Here is a 15,011-nt window from a genome sequence, read left to right as displayed (position 1 = left end):
CCTCCATCGCTCCTATTTTTGTATAGCTTCGTTTGCTCATAACAATACCCCCTGATGTAGTTCTATTATCCTACATCAGGGGGCATTTTGTCATTGTCCGTTTTTACTGGGGCTGTTCACAACGCCCCGGCGCTTCCCTTTTTCCCTCTGCTGTGCTATCATAAGAGCACCAAGGAAAGGAGGCGCTCCCATGTCCACGATGCTCATTAAAAACGCGCGCTATATCGTCTCCTGCGACGACGCCGACACCCTGCATGAGCGGGTCAACCTCTTTATCCGGGGCGGCGAAATCGAGTACATCGGCCCTGAGCTCCGGCAGGCCGAAAGCGTCATCGACGCCTCCCGGATGGCGGTCTATCCCGGCCTCATCAACACCCACCACCACCTCTACCAGCTCTTCTCCCGGAATCTGCCAGAGGTCCAGCGGATGGAGCTCTTCCCCTGGCTCGTGACTCTCTACGAGGTGTGGAAGGGGCTGAATGAGGAGATTGTGACCTGGTCCACCCTCACCGGCCTGGGCGAGCTGGCCAAGACCGGGTGCACCACCTGCTTCGACCACCACTACGTCTTCCCCGCCCGGGCCGGCGACCTGATTGCCGCCCAGTTCCGCGCCGCGGACCAGATCGGGATGCGGTTTCACGCCTCCAGAGGCTCCATGGACCTCTCCAAGAAGGACGGCGGCCTGCCCCCGGACAGCGTGGTCCAGACCATCGACGAGATTATGAAGGACTCGGAGCGGCTGGTCCGGGTCTGGCACGACGACGCCCGCTTCTCCATGCATCAGGTGGCCCTGGCCCCCTGCTCCCCCTTCTCCGTGACGGGGGATCTGCTCCGGGAGAGCGCCCGCCTGGCCCGTGCCCTGGGCGTGCGGCTGCACACCCATGTGGCCGAGACCAGGGACGAGGAGCAGTTCACCCTGGAGAAGTACGGCCTGCGGCCCGTGGCCTATATGCAGAGCCTGGGCTGGACGGGGAGCGACGTTTGGTACGCCCACGGCATCCATTTCAACGACGACGAGCTGCGCGTCCTGGCCGAGACCGGCACCGGCGTGGCCCACTGCCCCATCTCCAACATGAAGCTGGCCTCCGGGGTGTGCCGGGTGGCCGACATGCTACGGCTGGGGGTGAACGTGGGGCTGGCGGTGGACGGCTCCGCCTCCAACGACGGCTCCAACCTGCTGGAGGAGCTGCGGGTGGCCTATCTGCTCCAGCGCCTCACCTACAGCCAGGAGGCCCCCTCGGGGTACGACATTCTCAAGCTGGCGACCCGGGGCTCCGCCCGGCTCCTGGGCCGGATGGATATCGGCTATCTGGCCCCGGGCATGGCCGCCGACCTCTTTATGATCGACCTGGACCGGGTGGAGCTGGTGGGCGCGCAGTTCGACCCCATGAGCCTGCTGGGCACCGTGGGCTTCAAGGGCGCGGTGGACTACACCGTCATCAACGGCAGGGCGGTGGTGCAGAACGGCCAGCTCGTCACCGTGGATGAACACGAGGTGACGGCCAGGGCCAATGAGGCGGCGCGGCGGTACCTGGGGCGGTAGGAGGGCTTCCGGCCGATATCCTACCGATTGATGCATAAAAAGGGGCGGCTCCAGTTGGAGCCGCCCCTTTTGCGTAAATTTTGTGTAAATCTCCCCCTTGTAAATCCGCTTTATCGTGCTAGAATAGTACTTCGTGACAGGAAGCAACTTTCAGACACAGACAGAAGGAGGCGCGGACATGGAAGCGCAAGTCCAGGCTCTGGACCAGAAGCCGCTCTTTTCCCGGCAGGCCCTGGTGAGACTGATCATCCCGCTTGTCATCGAGCAGTTTCTGCTGATGACGGTGGGCATGGCGGACACGGTCATGGTCACCTCGGCGGGCGAGGCCGCCATCGCCGGCGTCTCACTGGTGGATAATATCAACATACTGCTCATTCAGGTCTTCGCCGCCCTGGCCACCGGCGGCGCGGTGGTGGTGTCCCAGTACCTGGGCCGCCGCGAGGCGGACCATGCCAGGACCGCCGCCAAGCAGCTGCTCTACGCCGTGGCGGTGGTGTCCACGGTGCTGATGGTGCTGGCGCTGGTCTTCCGGCAGCATATGCTCTCGCTGATCTTCGGCCAAATTGAGCCCGACGTGATGGACAGCGCCCTGGCCTACTTCATCGCCACCGCCCTGGCCTACCCCTTCATGTCCATCTACAACGCCGGCGCGGCCCTTTTCCGCTCCATGGGCAACAGCCGGGTGTCCATGTTCAACTCCCTGATCGTAAACATCATCAACATCACGGTCAACGCCATTTTGATCTACGGGTACGGCATGGGCGCGCTGGGCGCGGGCATCGGCACGCTGGTCTCCCGCATTGCGGCGGCGGTGATCATTCTTTTCCTGCTCCAGCGGCCCGACTGCGTACTGCGGATTGACAGGCTCTTCCGCCCCGAGTTCCACTGGATTATGGTCCGGCGCATCCTCACCATCGGCATCCCCAACGGCCTGGAGAACGGCCTATTTCAGGCGGGCAAGCTGATTGTGCTCAGCCTCATCACCACCTTCGGCACCGCCGCCGTGGCCGCCAACGGCATTGCCAACAGCATCGCCAGCGTGGTCAACGTCCCCGGACAGGCAATCGGCCTGGCAATGGTGACGGTCATCGGCCAGTGCGTGGGCGCCCAGTACCTGGACCAGGCGGTCTCCTACGCCAGGAAGCTCATGATCATCTGCTACCTCTCCATGGGCACCATGTGCCTCATTCTGTTCTGCGCGGCGGGGCCGCTGGTGGGGCTTTTTGACCTCTCCCCCGCCGCTGCCGCCATGGCCGCCGAGGTCCTGCGCTGGTGCGCCGTGTTCACGGCGGTCTTCTGGCCCATGTCCTTCACGCTGCCCAACGCCCTGCGGGCGTCGGGCGACGCCATCTTCACCATGAGCATCTCCCTGGCGTCCATGTTCATCTGCCGGGTGGCACTGAGTTATCTCTTCGCCTGCTCCTGGGGCCTGGGCATGGGCCTGCTGGGCGTGTGGCTGGCCATGTTCTGCGACTGGATTGTCCGGGCCGTGGTCTTCCTGGTCCGCTTCTGGCGCGGAAAGTGGAAGCGCATCAAGCTGATTTAATTCTCCCTGAGAGCCTTGGCAATGCCAAGGCTCTTATGATATACTTTTCTGAAAGGGGGGCTATTGAATGGAAATTCTGCGCGACGAGGCGCTGCTCAGGCGCTACCTGGCCTCTTTCGACGGCGAATATCCCTGGCTCTCGCGGTACTCCTGGCAGCTGCTGCGCTACCAGAAGGGGGAGTATCTCTGCCGCTACCGGGAGCCGGTGCCCCAGCTTCTCTTCCTGCTGGAGGGCCGGGTCACGGTCTCCCTCACACCACCCCACGGGCGGACCCACATCATCACCTACTGTCAGTGCGGCTCCCTCATCTGCGGCGACGTGGAGGTGGCCCTGGGGAACACCCACGCCACCGCTGACCTGCGGGCCGACGGCGGGGACGTCCTCTGCGCCGGCGGCTCCATCCCCCGGCAGCGGGAGGCCCTTCTCAGCGATCTGGACTTTCTGCGCTGCTGCGTCCGCCGCCTCTCCCGGGAGATGATCAAGGACTCCATCTACTCCGCCAACAACCTCCTCTTCCCCCTGGATCAGCGGCTGGCCGCCTACATTGTGGGCGCCGCGCGGGAGGGGGTCTTCCAGGCCAACCTGACCCGGACGGCGGAGCTGCTGGGGGTGAGCTACCGGCAGCTCTCCCGGGTCATGGGCCGCTTTGCGGAGCAGGGCCTGCTGGAGAAGACCCCCGCCGGATGGCGCCTGCTGGACAGAAAGCGCCTGGCCGCGCTGGGGGCCGATATTGAGCCGCTGGAGCTGTGAGAATCCCCCTCTTCCCCCGCCCCGCCGCGGCGGAGACGAGGGACCCTCCCGTTCAGGACAAAAGCAGCAGCACCCTTTCGGGTGCTGCTGCTTTTCTACATATGGAATATGACAGATGTCCTATTTGGAGGCTTCGTCCCTCTGGTAAGATAAGCCCAGAAGGACTATCGCTGTCCCTTGTCGTAGGGCACGCCCTCCGCTTTCGGCGCCCGGGACTTCTTGGACGTAAAGGCCAGGATGACCAGGGAGATGATGTAGGGCAGCATATTGTACACGCCGCTGGGAAGGTTCAGCGCCTTGAGGAAATCAAAGCCGGTGTACACATTGCCCAGGGCCCGGAACAGGCCGAAGACCAGGGCCGCGAGCGCGATGCGGGTGGGCTTCCACTGGCCGAAGATCATAACGGCCAGTGCCAGGAAGCCGAAGCCGGCCACGCCGTTTTCAAACTTCCACTCGCTGACGCCGGCGGTGATGTAGACCACGCCGCCCAGTCCGCCCAGGACGCCCGAGATCAGGACGCCCGCGTAGCGCATCTTATAGACGTTGATGCCCACGCTGTCAGCCGCCTGGGGATGCTCGCCGCAGGCGCACAGCCGCAGGCCGAAGCGGGTCTTGTAGAGCGTCACATAGGCCAGGACCAGGGCGGCCAGGGCCAGCACCATGAACCAGTTGAACTCGAAGCCGCCGATATTGACCAGGAAGGCCTTCTTCGCGTCGATATACTGGATGGTGGAGGAGACGTTGCTGGCGTTCTCAGCGGTGTTCATCGCCTTGACGAAGACGGTGGCGGCGGCGGTGCCAAGCAGGTTCATGGCGGTGCCGACCAGGGTCTGGTCCGCCTTGAAGTTAACGGCCGCCACGGCCAGCAGCAGCGAGTAGATGAGGCCCAGGGCCATGGCCGCCAGGACGACCAGCAGCAGCATGACGGGCGCAGAGGTGCCCGCGGGGAGGAATTTCATCATCAGCGCGCCGCCCAGGGCGCCCATGACCATGATGCCCTCCAGACCGATGTTGATAACGCCGGAGTGCTCGGAGAAGCAGCCGCCCAGGGCAACCAGCATCAGAACCGAGGCGAAAATCAGCGTATACTGAATCAGCAGCAACATTACTGATCGCCTCCTTTCCCGTCGTCGGATACTTCTTCCGTCTTAACTTCCTCCGCGGCTTTTGCCGCCTCGGCCGCCTTGGCGGCCACGGACTCCCGCTCCTGCTTCTTGGCGGTGCGCATATCCATAAAATGCTTGAAGAAGAGCACGAAGCCGCACAGGTAGATGATGAGGGAGGAGATGAGATCGGAGATCTGGGCGGAGTACATGGTCTTATCCAGATACGCGCCGCCGTTGGTGATGTGCTGGATGAAATAGGACGAGAAGATGGCGCCGATGGGGTTCAGGCCGCCCAGGAAGGCCGCGGCGATGCCGTTGAAGCCCATGCCGGGGACCGAGGACTGGGTGCACTGCCACTGCTCGAACCCGGTGAGGAAGAACAGCGCCGCGCCCATGCCGGCCAGACCGCCGGCGATGACCATGGTCAGGATGATATTGCGCTTTTCCTTCATACCGCAGTACCTGGCGGCATACTTATTGAAGCCGGTGGCCTTCAGCTCGTAGCCGAACTTGGTCTTCTCCAGCACCACCCAGACCAGGATGGCCATCACGACCACCAGGGGGATGGCGATGGTGACGTACTGGTTATTGCTGAAGAGCTTGCCCAGGCCCAGGCTGGGCAGGATGGCGCCGGGATTGGTGCTGGAGAGGGTCAGCGTATAGGGGCTGGCGACCTCCTTTACGGTGCTGAGCACCATATTGACAGCGTACAGGCTAATCCAGTTGAGCATGATGCAGGAGATAACCTCGTTCACGTTGCAGTAGGCCTTCAGCGCGCCGGAGATGCCGCCCAGAAGGGCGCCGGCGGCCATGGCCGCCAGGAGGCAGACATACCAGGGCATCCCCAGGCCCAGGGCGAAATAGAGGCTGGCGCCCGCGCCGATGACGTACTGCCCGGCGGCGCCGATATTGAAGAGGCCCACCTTGTACGCGAAGAGGATGGACAGGGAGCACATGAGCAGGGGCGCGGTCTTCACCAGGGTGCTGCCCAGGTACTTCATCCGGGCGGCGCCGCTGGGATAGTAGAGGAAGTTCTCCACGATGGTCTTGATGCCTACCCACGCGCCGGTGGGATTGATGACCAGGAGCACGACGAAGCCGATCAGCAGGCCGATGACGATGCACAGCAGCGACGCGACCAGGGACTGTACGCCTTTGCGCTGGAGAAGGGTCGGGGCATTCCTATCCTGTTTCATCTCTTACTTTCCCTCCCTCTTGGCGCCCGCCATGTAGAGGCCCAGCTCCTGCACGGTGGTGGTCTTGGGGTCCAGCTCGCCCACAATCTCCCCCTCGTACATGACGAGGATGCGGTCGGACAGGGCCATGACCTCGTCCAGCTCCAGGCTCACCAGCAGCACCGCCTTGCCGGCGTCCCGCTGGGCCACGATCTGGCTGTGTATGTACTCAATGGCGCCCACGTCCAGGCCGCGGGTGGGCTGGACGGCGATGAGCAGTTCGGGGTTCTTGTCGATCTCGCGGGCCACGATGGCCTTCTGCTGGTTTCCGCCGGACATGCTGCGCGCGGCGGTGATGGGGCCCTGGCCGGAGCGGACGTCGTACTGCTCGATGAGCTTCTCGGCGTAGGCCCGGATGGCCTTGCGCTTGAGGAAGCCCGCCTGGACGAACTCCGGCTCGAAGTACCGCTGGAGCACCATATTGTCCTCCAGGGAGTAGTCCAGCACCAGGCCGTACTTATGCCGGTCCTCGGGGATGTGGCTGACGCCCGAGGTGGAGCGCTTGCGGATACTGGCGTGGGTAACGTCATGCCCCTTGAGGACAATCTTTCCCGCAGCCAGGGGCTCAATGCCGGTAAGGCCGTAGACCAGCTCGCTCTGGCCGTTGCCGTCGATGCCGGCGATGCAGACGATCTCGCCCGCACGGCACTGGAAGGAGACGTCCTTGACGGCGTTGTTCTTGTGGGCCTTGGAGGCCACGGTCACACCCTCCACATCCAAAACCACGTCGCCGGGCTTGGCGGGCTCCTTGTGCACCACGAAATCCACGTCCCGGCCCACCATCATCTTGGACAATTCCTCCTTGCTGGTGCTCGCCACGTCCACGGTGCCGATGTACTTGCCCTTGCGCAGGACGGAGCAGCGGTCGGCCACCGCCTTGATCTCGTTGAGCTTGTGGGTGATGAAGAGGATGCTCTTGCCCTCGGCCCGGAGGCCCCGCATAATATCCATCAGCTCGTCGATCTCCTGGGGGGTGAGGACGGCGGTGGGCTCGTCGAAGATCAGAATCTCATTTTCGCGGTAGAGCATTTTGAGGATCTCGGTACGCTGCTGCATACCGACGGTGATGTTCTCCACCAGGGCGTCCGGGTCCACCATGAGTCCGTACTTCTCGGAGAGGGCCACCACCTTCTTCCGGGCGTCGTCCTTCTGCAGGAAGGGCCCCTTGGTGGGCTCCACGCCCATGATGATGTTGTCCAGGACCGTGAAGACGTCCACCAGCTTGAAGTGCTGGTGCACCATGCCGATTCCCAGCTCGTTGGCGTCGTTGGGATTCTTGATGGAGACCTCCCGGCCATCCTTTTTGATGATGCCCTCCTCGGGCTGGTAGAGTCCGAAGAGCACGCTCATCAGTGTGGACTTGCCGGCGCCGTTTTCGCCCAACAGCGCGTGGATCTCACCCTTTTTCAGCTGCAGCGTGATATTGTCGTTTGCGATAATGCCGGGAAACCTCTTGGTGATGTTCAGCATTTCAATGGCGTATGGTTGTTCCAAGCCAACGACCTCCCCCTTGTTTTCTTTTCGCAGCGCTGAGACTGTAGCTGTTAACTGTACTTATTATACGACATTGAGGCGGCACTTCCAAGGAAAAATGACTATTTTGAATGGAAAAAAGAAAATATTTTTGTGCACCCCGGAACCTGTCTGCGCAAAAAAGAGGACGGGGGCAAGCCCCGTCCTCTTTTGGACCGATGCGGTTTCTTACTTAATGTTGCCGTAGGAGTTCACGGTAGCGGTAGTGGCGTTGGCAGCGGGCTCCACGGTGGTGTCGTTGGACACGGTGACGGTGCCGTCGAGCATCTTGCCCACCAGGGCAACGTAGTCGGCCTCGGTGAAGTTGTCGTTGAACTGAGTGGTGGCTACGGGGAGCTGCACGTAGTTGGACTCAACATCGGTGGCGGAGACAAGGCCCAGGGTCTCGATCTTGCCGCCGTGGTTGGCGAAGTTACCCGCCTCGACCTCAGCCAGCATGGTCTTGACAGTGGCGGCCAGGCCCTTCATGGCGGAGGTAACGGTCATGCCCTCGCCGTAAGCGTCGATGATGCCGGATTGGTCGGTGTCAACGCCGATGACCTTGCCACCGGTCTTGGCAGCGGCCTCGGCAGCGGAGGTGTAAATGCCGCCGCCGCAGGCGAACACGGCCTCAACGCCCAGGTTCTGATACCAGGTGTCCATCACGCCGGTGATGTCGGCGTCGCCGAAGAACTGGTTGCCGTAAACGTACTCGACGGTCACGTCCGTGCCGGTCTCGGCTGCGGCGGCGTCAGCGCCCTGCACGAAGCCGTAGCCATAGCGGACGACGGCGGGAACGGCCATGCCGCCCAGGAAGCCCAGGTGGCTGTAGCCCAGCTTCACAGCGGCGTAGCCGGCCATGTAGCCGCAGAGCTCTTCCTGGTACACGGCGCAGTAGACGTTGCCGGGCAGGCTGGCGGCATAGTCGCCCAGGTCGCCCTCGCCCACGTCCAGAGCGATGAAGATGACGTCGGGATACATCTCGGCGGTCTCCTTGATGGTCTCGGCAAACGCGTAGCCGGGCATCACGATGACGTTATAGCCGTCGACCACGGCGGCGTCCACCATGGCGACGCGCTCAGCGGTGGAGTCGCCGTTGGGCTTGTAGTAGTTGAACTTCACGCCGTTGGCGGTGCAGTACTCGTTGCAGGCCTCATAGGTGGTCTGGTTGAAGGACTGGTCGGTGATATCGCCGTAGTCGGTGATCATGGCGACGGCGTAGTCGCTGGCGGCGGGGGTGTTCTCCGGGGTCTTGCTGGCATCGGGAGTTTCAACGGGGGTGCTGGCGCTGGGGGAGGGGCTGGTGGTGTCGCCGCCACTGGGCGTGTCGTTGTTGGTACAGGCAGCCAGAGCGAAAACCAGGGCAAGAGACAGGACCAGCGCAAGAATCTTACGGGACTTCTTCAATGTAATCTACCTTCCTTTCAAACAAATAACCCCAGTTCGGTACAGACAAAATCTCCGTTCCTCCCTGGGCTTTACGGTGTCATTATAGCGCAGTCTTTACCAAAGAGCAACCGCCATTTGACCATTTGTCACAAATTATTTACAAGTATTTCATAATCGGAGTTACGAATTGCCCACTGAACAGGTGTGTTTTCAAGCTCAGCCGCTTGAGATACGGCGGCCTGAAGGACCCGTTCCGGCTGCGGCCGCGTAAGGAGCGAAGAGGGGGGGGCGGCGGCGCCGGCCCCCCTCTTTCTTATGATTTTACGGTAATCAGCTCATACTGCCGCGTCCCCATGCCGATCTTCTCGGCGTGGGCCAGGCAGGCCTCCCACTCGGAGTTGGGCTCGGTATTCTTGAAATGGTCGTGGTGGTCGCAGAAGCCCTGGGCGTGCATATGCTCGTCCAGCACGGACCCGGGGATGACAGCCTGCCTCTGGCAGGCGTCGGCGCAGGCCTGGTCCAGCGCCACCGCGTCGAAGGAGGCGAACATGCCCACGTCGGGCAGAATGGGCAGATCGTTGCCGCTGTAGCAGTCGCACAGGGGCGAGACGTCGATGACCAGGCTGATATGGAACTGGGGGCGGCCGTCCACCACCGCCTTGGCGTACTCGGCCATCTTGCAGCAAAGCTCCACGTTGGTGGAGTCGTTCGGGTTGAAGATGGCGTCGAAATTGCACGCGCCGATGCAGCGGCCGCAGCCCACGCATCTGTCGTGGTTAATCCGGGCCGTGCCCTCGTTTCCGTCGAAGGCGATGGCGTCCTGGCCGCAGCTTCTGGCGCAGGCGCGGCATTTGCGGCACCGCTCCGTGCGCACCTCCGGCTTGCCGCCGGCGTGCTGCTCCATCTTGCCCGCCCGGCTGCCGCAGCCCATGCCGATATTCTTCAGCGCGCCGCCGAAGCCGGTAGACTCGTGACCCTTGAAGTGGGAGAGGCTCACGAAAATATCCGCGTCCATCACCGCCCGGCCGATCTTGGCCTCCTTCACGTACTCGCCGCCGATGACGCTGACCGCCACGTCGTCCGTGCCCTTGAGTCCGTCCCCGATGATCACCTGGCAGCCGGTGGTGGTGGGGTTGAAGCCGTTCTCCGCCGCGGCGTCCAGATGGTCCAGGGCATTTTTTCTGAGGCCGGGGTAGAGGGTGTTGCAGTCGGTGAGGAAGGGCCGTCCCCCCAGCTCCTTTATCACGTCGGCAACCGCCCTGGCATAGTTAGGCCGCAGAAAGGCCAGATTGCCCGGCTCGCCGAAGTGCATTTTGACGGCCACATACTTCTGCTCGAAATCAATGCTCTCGACCCCCGCCGCCCGCATCAGCTTCTGCAGCTTCAGCAGCAGATTGTTGCCCGGCAGGGCCCGCAGGTCGGTAAAATATACCTTCGCCTTTTCCATCCTTTTGCGCTCCTTTTTGTATCATTTGGTCTCGTCTTTGGCGCGCTCCTCCCGCTGGAGCCGCTCCGCCAGGTCCCCGGCCAGCTCCTCCTCGGCGGACGTACCGCCCTCGGAGAGCTTCTCCGCCAGGCTCTCGGCCAGCTCCGCCGGGGACGCCTCTTCATCCGCCGCGGAATGCTGGTCGGGCAGGAGGTGGTTTACCGCCACCGCCGTCACGATGCCCACCGTGGTCTCAAGAACCCGGAAGAGGGTATATAAGTACCGGTCCGGCCCGTTGTGGTTGAGCATGACCACGCACACCACAATGCAGCTGATGGAGCAGGCCGCCGGCCGCTTGATGAGGTTGCAGATCCACAGCGTCAGAATCACGCCGCCGCCCATCATCAGCCCCGTGACCACGCTCTGGCCGATGAGGTCGTCCAGAAAGAGAATCCCCAGGCCGACCAGCCCGCCGATGCAGGTGCCTATGACCCGGGACACACCCTGCCGCACCGACTGCTTCACGGAGCTCTGCATGCAGATAATGGCGGCGATGCAGGCGTAAAAAGGCCCCACATCCTTAAAGGGGTCATATTCCCCCGCGGGAATGCGCACCCAGAAGGGCAGAAACAGGAAGAAACAGACGACCACCGCTACGGCCGTCTTCACCATCCGCATTCCGATTTTGGGAAACTCCAGTTTCATTTGCCGCCCGCGTCCTCTTCCCTGGAGACGCCCCACACGTCATGGGGCATCTCCATCCCGTAGTTGTGCTTGACAAGCCGGCCCACCACGCGCATCCCGTTGCGCTCGGCCACCCTCTGAGACGGCAGATTGCCGTCCCGTATGATGGAATAAACCGCCTCCAGGCCCAGCACGTCGAAGGCGTACCGCTTACAGCCCGCGGCGGCCTCGGCGGCGTAGCCGTTGTGCCAGAAGCGGCGCTGCAGAAGATAGCCTATCTCGGGCACCCTCCTGCCGTCCCACTCCTGCAGGGTGAGTCCGCACTGGCCGACGAAAGCCCCATCCTCCCTGCGGATGACCGCCCAGAGGCCGAAGCCCTCCCGGCGGTAGCGGTCCATCTGCCGTGCGAGCCACTGATCCACCTCCCGGTCGGAAAATGCGTGTTCATAGGCGTACATGGCCGCCCCGTCCTGCAGAATCCCGCACAGCCCGGGCCGGTCCTCCTCCGTCAGCTCCCGCAGGCGCAGGCGCTTCGTCTCCAATATCATCGTGTGTTCCCTCCCCCCTGCCCCGCCTTGGGCAAACAGGCGGGACCGGGCGTGCGCCCGGTCCCGCCCTGAATTCCATAAGCGCTTTTCCGTTTAGAAGGGCAGTCCCAGCCCGCCGGTGAGCTGCTGCATCCCCTCGGCCATGTCGGCCTCCGCGGCCCGCATGGCCTCGTTTACAGCCGCTACGATCATATCCTGCAAAAGCTCCACATCCTCCGGGTCCACCGCCTCGGGGTCAATTGTCAGGGCGACTACCTCATGACGGCCGGTGACGGTGGCCGAGACCACGCCGCCGCCAGCCTGGGCGGTGTACTCCTTGGCCTCCATCTCCGCCTGCATCTTCTGCATGTTCTCCTGCATCTTCTGGGCCTGCTTAATCATGTTCATATTGATGCCGCCGCCCATACCGCCCATACCCGGACGGCCGAAACCCTTCGCCATTATAATATCTCCTTTCATCTTTGGCTCCCCCGAGGGGGGAGCCGTACCCCCAGCGGCACGCCTCAGCCCGCCGGGGCGCTCGATTCATCGCCGTTTACTGAATAATAATATTATCAAACTGCCCGCCAAAAGCCAGCAGATCGTCCAGCTTGTCGTGCTCCTCCCCGGCGGGAGACGCTGCCGGCGCGGCTTGGGAGACCGGCGGCGCGCTGCCCACCGTCACGGCGACCCGGTGCTGCCCGCCCAGCAGGAGTGCGGCCGCCTGAGAGACCGCGTTGAGAATGCCCGGCTTGTTGATCATGCTGCGGGTGAAGTCGCAGTCGGCATACAGCGTCAGCACACCGCCCTCCGCCCTGCCCTGGACCATGGCGGGGTTTGCGAGGAACGTATACTCCCCCATGGGAATGCGGCCCTTGAGCGAAGCCGCCAGACCGGGCCAGAAATCGCCCGGCGGCGGAGCCGCCGCGGCGTCCGAACGAGGTGCGGGCGCCTCCACCGCCGGCGCGGAGGGCTGTTCCCGGTCCGTCCCGGGCACGACCTGCTCGCCCGGTTCGTCGGGGAGCGGGGGGCGCTCCTCCCAGGGCGGCTTACCCGCCGCCTGCTGTACGGACCTGGCGGGCGCGGGCGTATCCTCCGGCGGGGCCGCGACCGTCTCTGGCGCGTCCGTCGCCGGCGCTTCGGCACGGACGGCAACCACGCCGGACGCCACCGCGTCCTCCAGCCGGGCCAGACGCGCGTTCAGCCCTGCCGGACTTCCGTCCAGCGTCTCGTCGCACAGGCGGATGAGGCAGAGCTCCGCATCGGTACGGCGGTTTCCGCTGCGGGCCAAATCCGCCTGGGTGGCCTGAAGACGGGTCAGAATCTGCGCCAGTCTGGGGGTCTGGAGGAGATTGGACAGGCGGCGCATGGTATTTTCGTCGTAACCCCCGGTCAGGAGGGCGGCGCCCCCCTGGGGCGCGGTCTTGCGGATCAGGAGATCCCGGGCCAGGGAGGAGAGCTCGTTCAGGAGACTCCCCACGTCCTTGCCAGCGCCGTAGAGCCGGGCAAGGGTCTCCAGCGCGGCGGCGGTCCGGCCCCCGGCAATCTGCTCCATCAATGCGGCGGTCTCCAGATTACCCGCCAGCCCCAGGGCGGAGAGGACCTCCTCCTCCCCAATCACGCCGGAGGGATTGGCGCACTGGTCCAGCAGGCTAAGGGCGTCCCGCATACCGCCGTCGGCCAGCCGGGAGAGGAGCACCGCGCCGTCTCCGGTGAGGCCCAGCCCCTCCCGGTCGGAGACGTACTGGAGCCGTCCGGCGATGTCCCCGGGCAGAATCCGCTTAAACGCAAACTGCTGGCACCGGGACTTGATGGTGGCCGGGACCTTGTGCAGCTCCGTGGTGGCGAGAATAAACATCAGATGCTCCGGCGGCTCCTCCAGTATTTTCAGGAGGGCGTTGAAGGCCGCCGTGGAGAGCATGTGGACCTCGTCCACGATATAGACCCGTTTACGGACCGCCGCGGGGGTGTATACCGCCTCGTCCCGCAGGGCGCGGACCTGATCCACGCCGTTGTTGGACGCGGCGTCCAGCTCCAGCACGTCCAGGATGGACCCGTTTTCAATCCCCTGGCAGGAGGGACACTCGTTGCAGGGGTTGCCGTCCACCGGGCGCTCACAGTTCACTGCCCGGGCCAGGATTTTGGCGCAGGAGGTCTTGCCGGTGCCCCGGGTGCCGGTAAACAGGTAGGCATGGGAGAGGCGGTGCGTATCCACCTGCCGCTTGAGGGTGTCGGTGATATGGCTCTGGCCCACAACGTCGTCGAAGGTGCGCGGGCGGTATTTTCGATATAGGGCCTGGTACATCCGATTCACCTCTATTTTCTTTCTCCATCGTCGGACACATACAATCCCCGGGCCTGTAGCTCAGCCGGGAGGGCGTTCGGTTCGCATCCGGGAACAAGCCAAAACAAAAAAGGAGCGTCGATGCGGAAAGCCGCGTCGCATCGCTCCTCTATCTACAGTCTGACGTCACGCCCGCGCATCGGCTCTTGTCGCGCTTTACGCCCTTTGCGGCAGGTTCCCGCCGCGGCCGCAAACGACTGCACTGCGGTTTTGCAAGGGACGACCGCTGTGCAATTTTGCTTCGAGCGTCCTCAGTCCTCTGCTCCCGGTTGTTCAGCGCTTCGGCGCAAGGCAAGACCGCACACCGGCCTTTGAAGCTTCCGCTATGTCCGTAACCCTTACAGCCAGCTCGGAAACGGGAACCCCACGGCACACGGGGCATTCCGTTTAGTGCTGCTCGGTTCCCCGCCTGACACGGTTCGCGGGGCCCCGTTGCGCGGGACCGATTCCTCATCGCCGCTTATAGGGGGCAGACAACACAGCCGAAGTCCGGGGGCCGGGATTCATCCCTGCTGCAGCGGGTTGCAGGTACAGGGCACCGCTAACTCCCCGACTAGTGCGGCCTTGCCTCGGGCCGAACGCGCCGCGCTCAGGTCCGTGGAAAGACTGTAGTTTGTATCATACATCATTTCTCGGAAATTATCAATATCAGTTTTATAGTTTTTTAAAAAAGGGGCTTTACAACCTATTAATTTATGCTATAATAATTAGGCGCTTGTTTGTGGCGCGGTACGTATGGGCCTGTAGCTCAGCTGGGAGAGCGTTCGGTTCGCATCCGAGAGGTCGACGGTTCGATCCCGTTCAGGTCCACCAAAGTAGACAAAACCTGCGTGTAACGATAGTTATACGCAGGTTTTGCATTTTACTGGCGAAATCAGACAAAAACCCGGTCTGACTACTGGGCACAATTACATATCAATGAGACAAATAAGCAGGTTTGAGGAGATA

12 protein-coding genes, 1 tRNA gene and 1 other RNA gene are annotated in these 15,011 nt (G+C 63.0%); 4 read left to right on the top strand and 10 right to left on the bottom strand.

All coding sequences use genetic code 11. The features are described from left to right. Positions 1–190: 190 nt before the first annotated feature. The 3 genes from H8S62_RS17340 (at position 191) to H8S62_RS17330 (ending at position 3,840) form a co-directional block, all read left to right on the top strand. Positions 191–1,543 (top strand): 8-oxoguanine deaminase, encoded by a 1,353-nt coding sequence (locus H8S62_RS17340; RefSeq protein ID WP_186920397.1) that lies wholly within the window; start codon positions 191–193, stop codon positions 1,541–1,543. Between the two features lie 178 nt (positions 1,544–1,721). Further along, the gene (locus H8S62_RS17335; RefSeq protein WP_155145683.1) at positions 1,722–3,089 is read left to right on the top strand and encodes an MATE family efflux transporter; all 1,368 of its coding nucleotides are present in this window, start codon (positions 1,722–1,724) and stop codon (positions 3,087–3,089) included. 67 nt (positions 3,090–3,156) lie between these two features. Beyond that, positions 3,157–3,840 carry a helix-turn-helix domain-containing protein gene (locus H8S62_RS17330; protein WP_186920396.1) on the top strand — a complete coding sequence of 228 codons (684 nt, stop codon included), beginning with the start codon at positions 3,157–3,159 and terminating at the stop codon, positions 3,838–3,840. 164 nt (positions 3,841–4,004) lie between these two features. On the opposite strand, the gene H8S62_RS17325 is transcribed toward H8S62_RS17330, so the two are convergent. From H8S62_RS17325 to ffs, 10 genes are all read right to left on the bottom strand, one after another. Beyond that, positions 4,005–4,946 carry an ABC transporter permease gene (locus H8S62_RS17325; protein WP_155145704.1) on the bottom strand — a complete coding sequence of 314 codons (942 nt, stop codon included), beginning with the start codon at positions 4,944–4,946 and terminating at the stop codon, positions 4,005–4,007. Continuing rightward, positions 4,946–6,142, bottom strand: a complete 1,197-nt coding sequence (locus H8S62_RS17320) for an ABC transporter permease (RefSeq protein WP_186920395.1) — start codon at positions 6,140–6,142, stop codon at positions 4,946–4,948. The genes H8S62_RS17325 and H8S62_RS17320 overlap by 1 nt, the downstream gene beginning before the upstream one ends. A gap of 3 nt (positions 6,143–6,145) precedes the next feature. Next, positions 6,146–7,651 carry an ABC transporter ATP-binding protein gene (locus H8S62_RS17315; protein ID WP_186920399.1) on the bottom strand — a complete coding sequence of 502 codons (1,506 nt, stop codon included), beginning with the start codon at positions 7,649–7,651 and terminating at the stop codon, positions 6,146–6,148. 231 nt (positions 7,652–7,882) lie between these two features. Continuing rightward, a complete protein-coding gene (locus H8S62_RS17310) occupies positions 7,883–9,100 on the bottom strand; it encodes a BMP family lipoprotein (protein WP_155145708.1) in 1,218 nt (405 codons plus the stop codon). 295 nt (positions 9,101–9,395) lie between these two features. Then, positions 9,396–10,529: a DUF362 domain-containing protein gene (locus tag H8S62_RS17305; RefSeq protein WP_186920394.1), complete on the bottom strand. Its 1,134-nt coding sequence runs from the start codon at positions 10,527–10,529 to the stop codon at positions 9,396–9,398. A 21-nt stretch (positions 10,530–10,550) separates the two neighbouring features. Next, on the bottom strand, positions 10,551–11,213 hold the full coding sequence (locus H8S62_RS17300) for an FUSC family protein (RefSeq protein ID WP_186920393.1): 663 nt from the start codon (positions 11,211–11,213) through the stop codon (positions 10,551–10,553). Beyond that, positions 11,210–11,740 (bottom strand): GNAT family N-acetyltransferase, encoded by a 531-nt coding sequence (locus H8S62_RS17295; RefSeq protein ID WP_186920392.1) that lies wholly within the window; start codon positions 11,738–11,740, stop codon positions 11,210–11,212. The genes H8S62_RS17300 and H8S62_RS17295 overlap by 4 nt, the downstream gene beginning before the upstream one ends. 93 nt (positions 11,741–11,833) lie before the next feature. Beyond that, positions 11,834–12,181, bottom strand: coding sequence for a YbaB/EbfC family nucleoid-associated protein (locus H8S62_RS17290; RefSeq protein ID WP_155145716.1), 348 nt, complete (start codon positions 12,179–12,181; stop codon positions 11,834–11,836). A gap of 94 nt (positions 12,182–12,275) precedes the next feature. Then, complete coding sequence (dnaX, locus tag H8S62_RS17285; RefSeq protein ID WP_186920391.1) at positions 12,276–14,024, bottom strand: DNA polymerase III subunit gamma/tau; 1,749 nt, start codon at positions 14,022–14,024, stop codon at positions 12,276–12,278. Between the two features lie 336 nt (positions 14,025–14,360). Continuing rightward, positions 14,361–14,625: signal recognition particle sRNA large type (gene ffs / locus H8S62_RS17280), an RNA gene on the bottom strand. Positions 14,626–14,800: 175 nt separating this feature from the next. Between ffs and H8S62_RS17275 the strand changes: the two genes are divergently transcribed. Then, a tRNA-Ala gene (locus H8S62_RS17275) sits at positions 14,801–14,876 on the top strand. Positions 14,877–15,011 lie beyond the last annotated feature (135 nt).

It is taken from the genome of Lawsonibacter faecis, from assembly GCF_014287675.1.
In the GTDB taxonomy this organism is placed as follows: Bacteria; Bacillota; Clostridia; order Oscillospirales; family Oscillospiraceae; genus Pseudoflavonifractor; species Pseudoflavonifractor faecis.
Note: the sequence above shows the minus strand (reverse complement) of the source record. Positions and strands in the feature narration are given on the sequence as shown.

What these genes read in the sequence shown, in the direction of transcription:
- H8S62_RS17290 (WP_155145716.1), bottom strand. Translation starts at nt 12,181, where the DNA reads ATGGCGAAGGGTTTCGGCCGTCCGGGTATGGGCGGTATGGGCGGCGGC.
- H8S62_RS17320 (WP_186920395.1), bottom strand. Translation starts at nt 6,142, where the DNA reads ATGAAACAGGATAGGAATGCCCCGACCCTTCTCCAGCGCAAAGGCGTA.
- H8S62_RS17305 (WP_186920394.1), bottom strand. Translation starts at nt 10,529, where the DNA reads ATGGAAAAGGCGAAGGTATATTTTACCGACCTGCGGGCCCTGCCGGGC.
- dnaX (WP_186920391.1), bottom strand. Translation starts at nt 14,024, where the DNA reads ATGTACCAGGCCCTATATCGAAAATACCGCCCGCGCACCTTCGACGAC.
- H8S62_RS17295 (WP_186920392.1), bottom strand. Translation starts at nt 11,740, where the DNA reads ATGATATTGGAGACGAAGCGCCTGCGCCTGCGGGAGCTGACGGAGGAG.
- H8S62_RS17330 (WP_186920396.1), top strand. Translation starts at nt 3,157, where the DNA reads ATGGAAATTCTGCGCGACGAGGCGCTGCTCAGGCGCTACCTGGCCTCT.
- H8S62_RS17335 (WP_155145683.1), top strand. Translation starts at nt 1,722, where the DNA reads ATGGAAGCGCAAGTCCAGGCTCTGGACCAGAAGCCGCTCTTTTCCCGG.
- H8S62_RS17340 (WP_186920397.1), top strand. Translation starts at nt 191, where the DNA reads ATGTCCACGATGCTCATTAAAAACGCGCGCTATATCGTCTCCTGCGAC.
- H8S62_RS17315 (WP_186920399.1), bottom strand. Translation starts at nt 7,651, where the DNA reads ATGCTGAACATCACCAAGAGGTTTCCCGGCATTATCGCAAACGACAAT.
- H8S62_RS17325 (WP_155145704.1), bottom strand. Translation starts at nt 4,946, where the DNA reads ATGTTGCTGCTGATTCAGTATACGCTGATTTTCGCCTCGGTTCTGATG.
- H8S62_RS17300 (WP_186920393.1), bottom strand. Translation starts at nt 11,213, where the DNA reads ATGAAACTGGAGTTTCCCAAAATCGGAATGCGGATGGTGAAGACGGCC.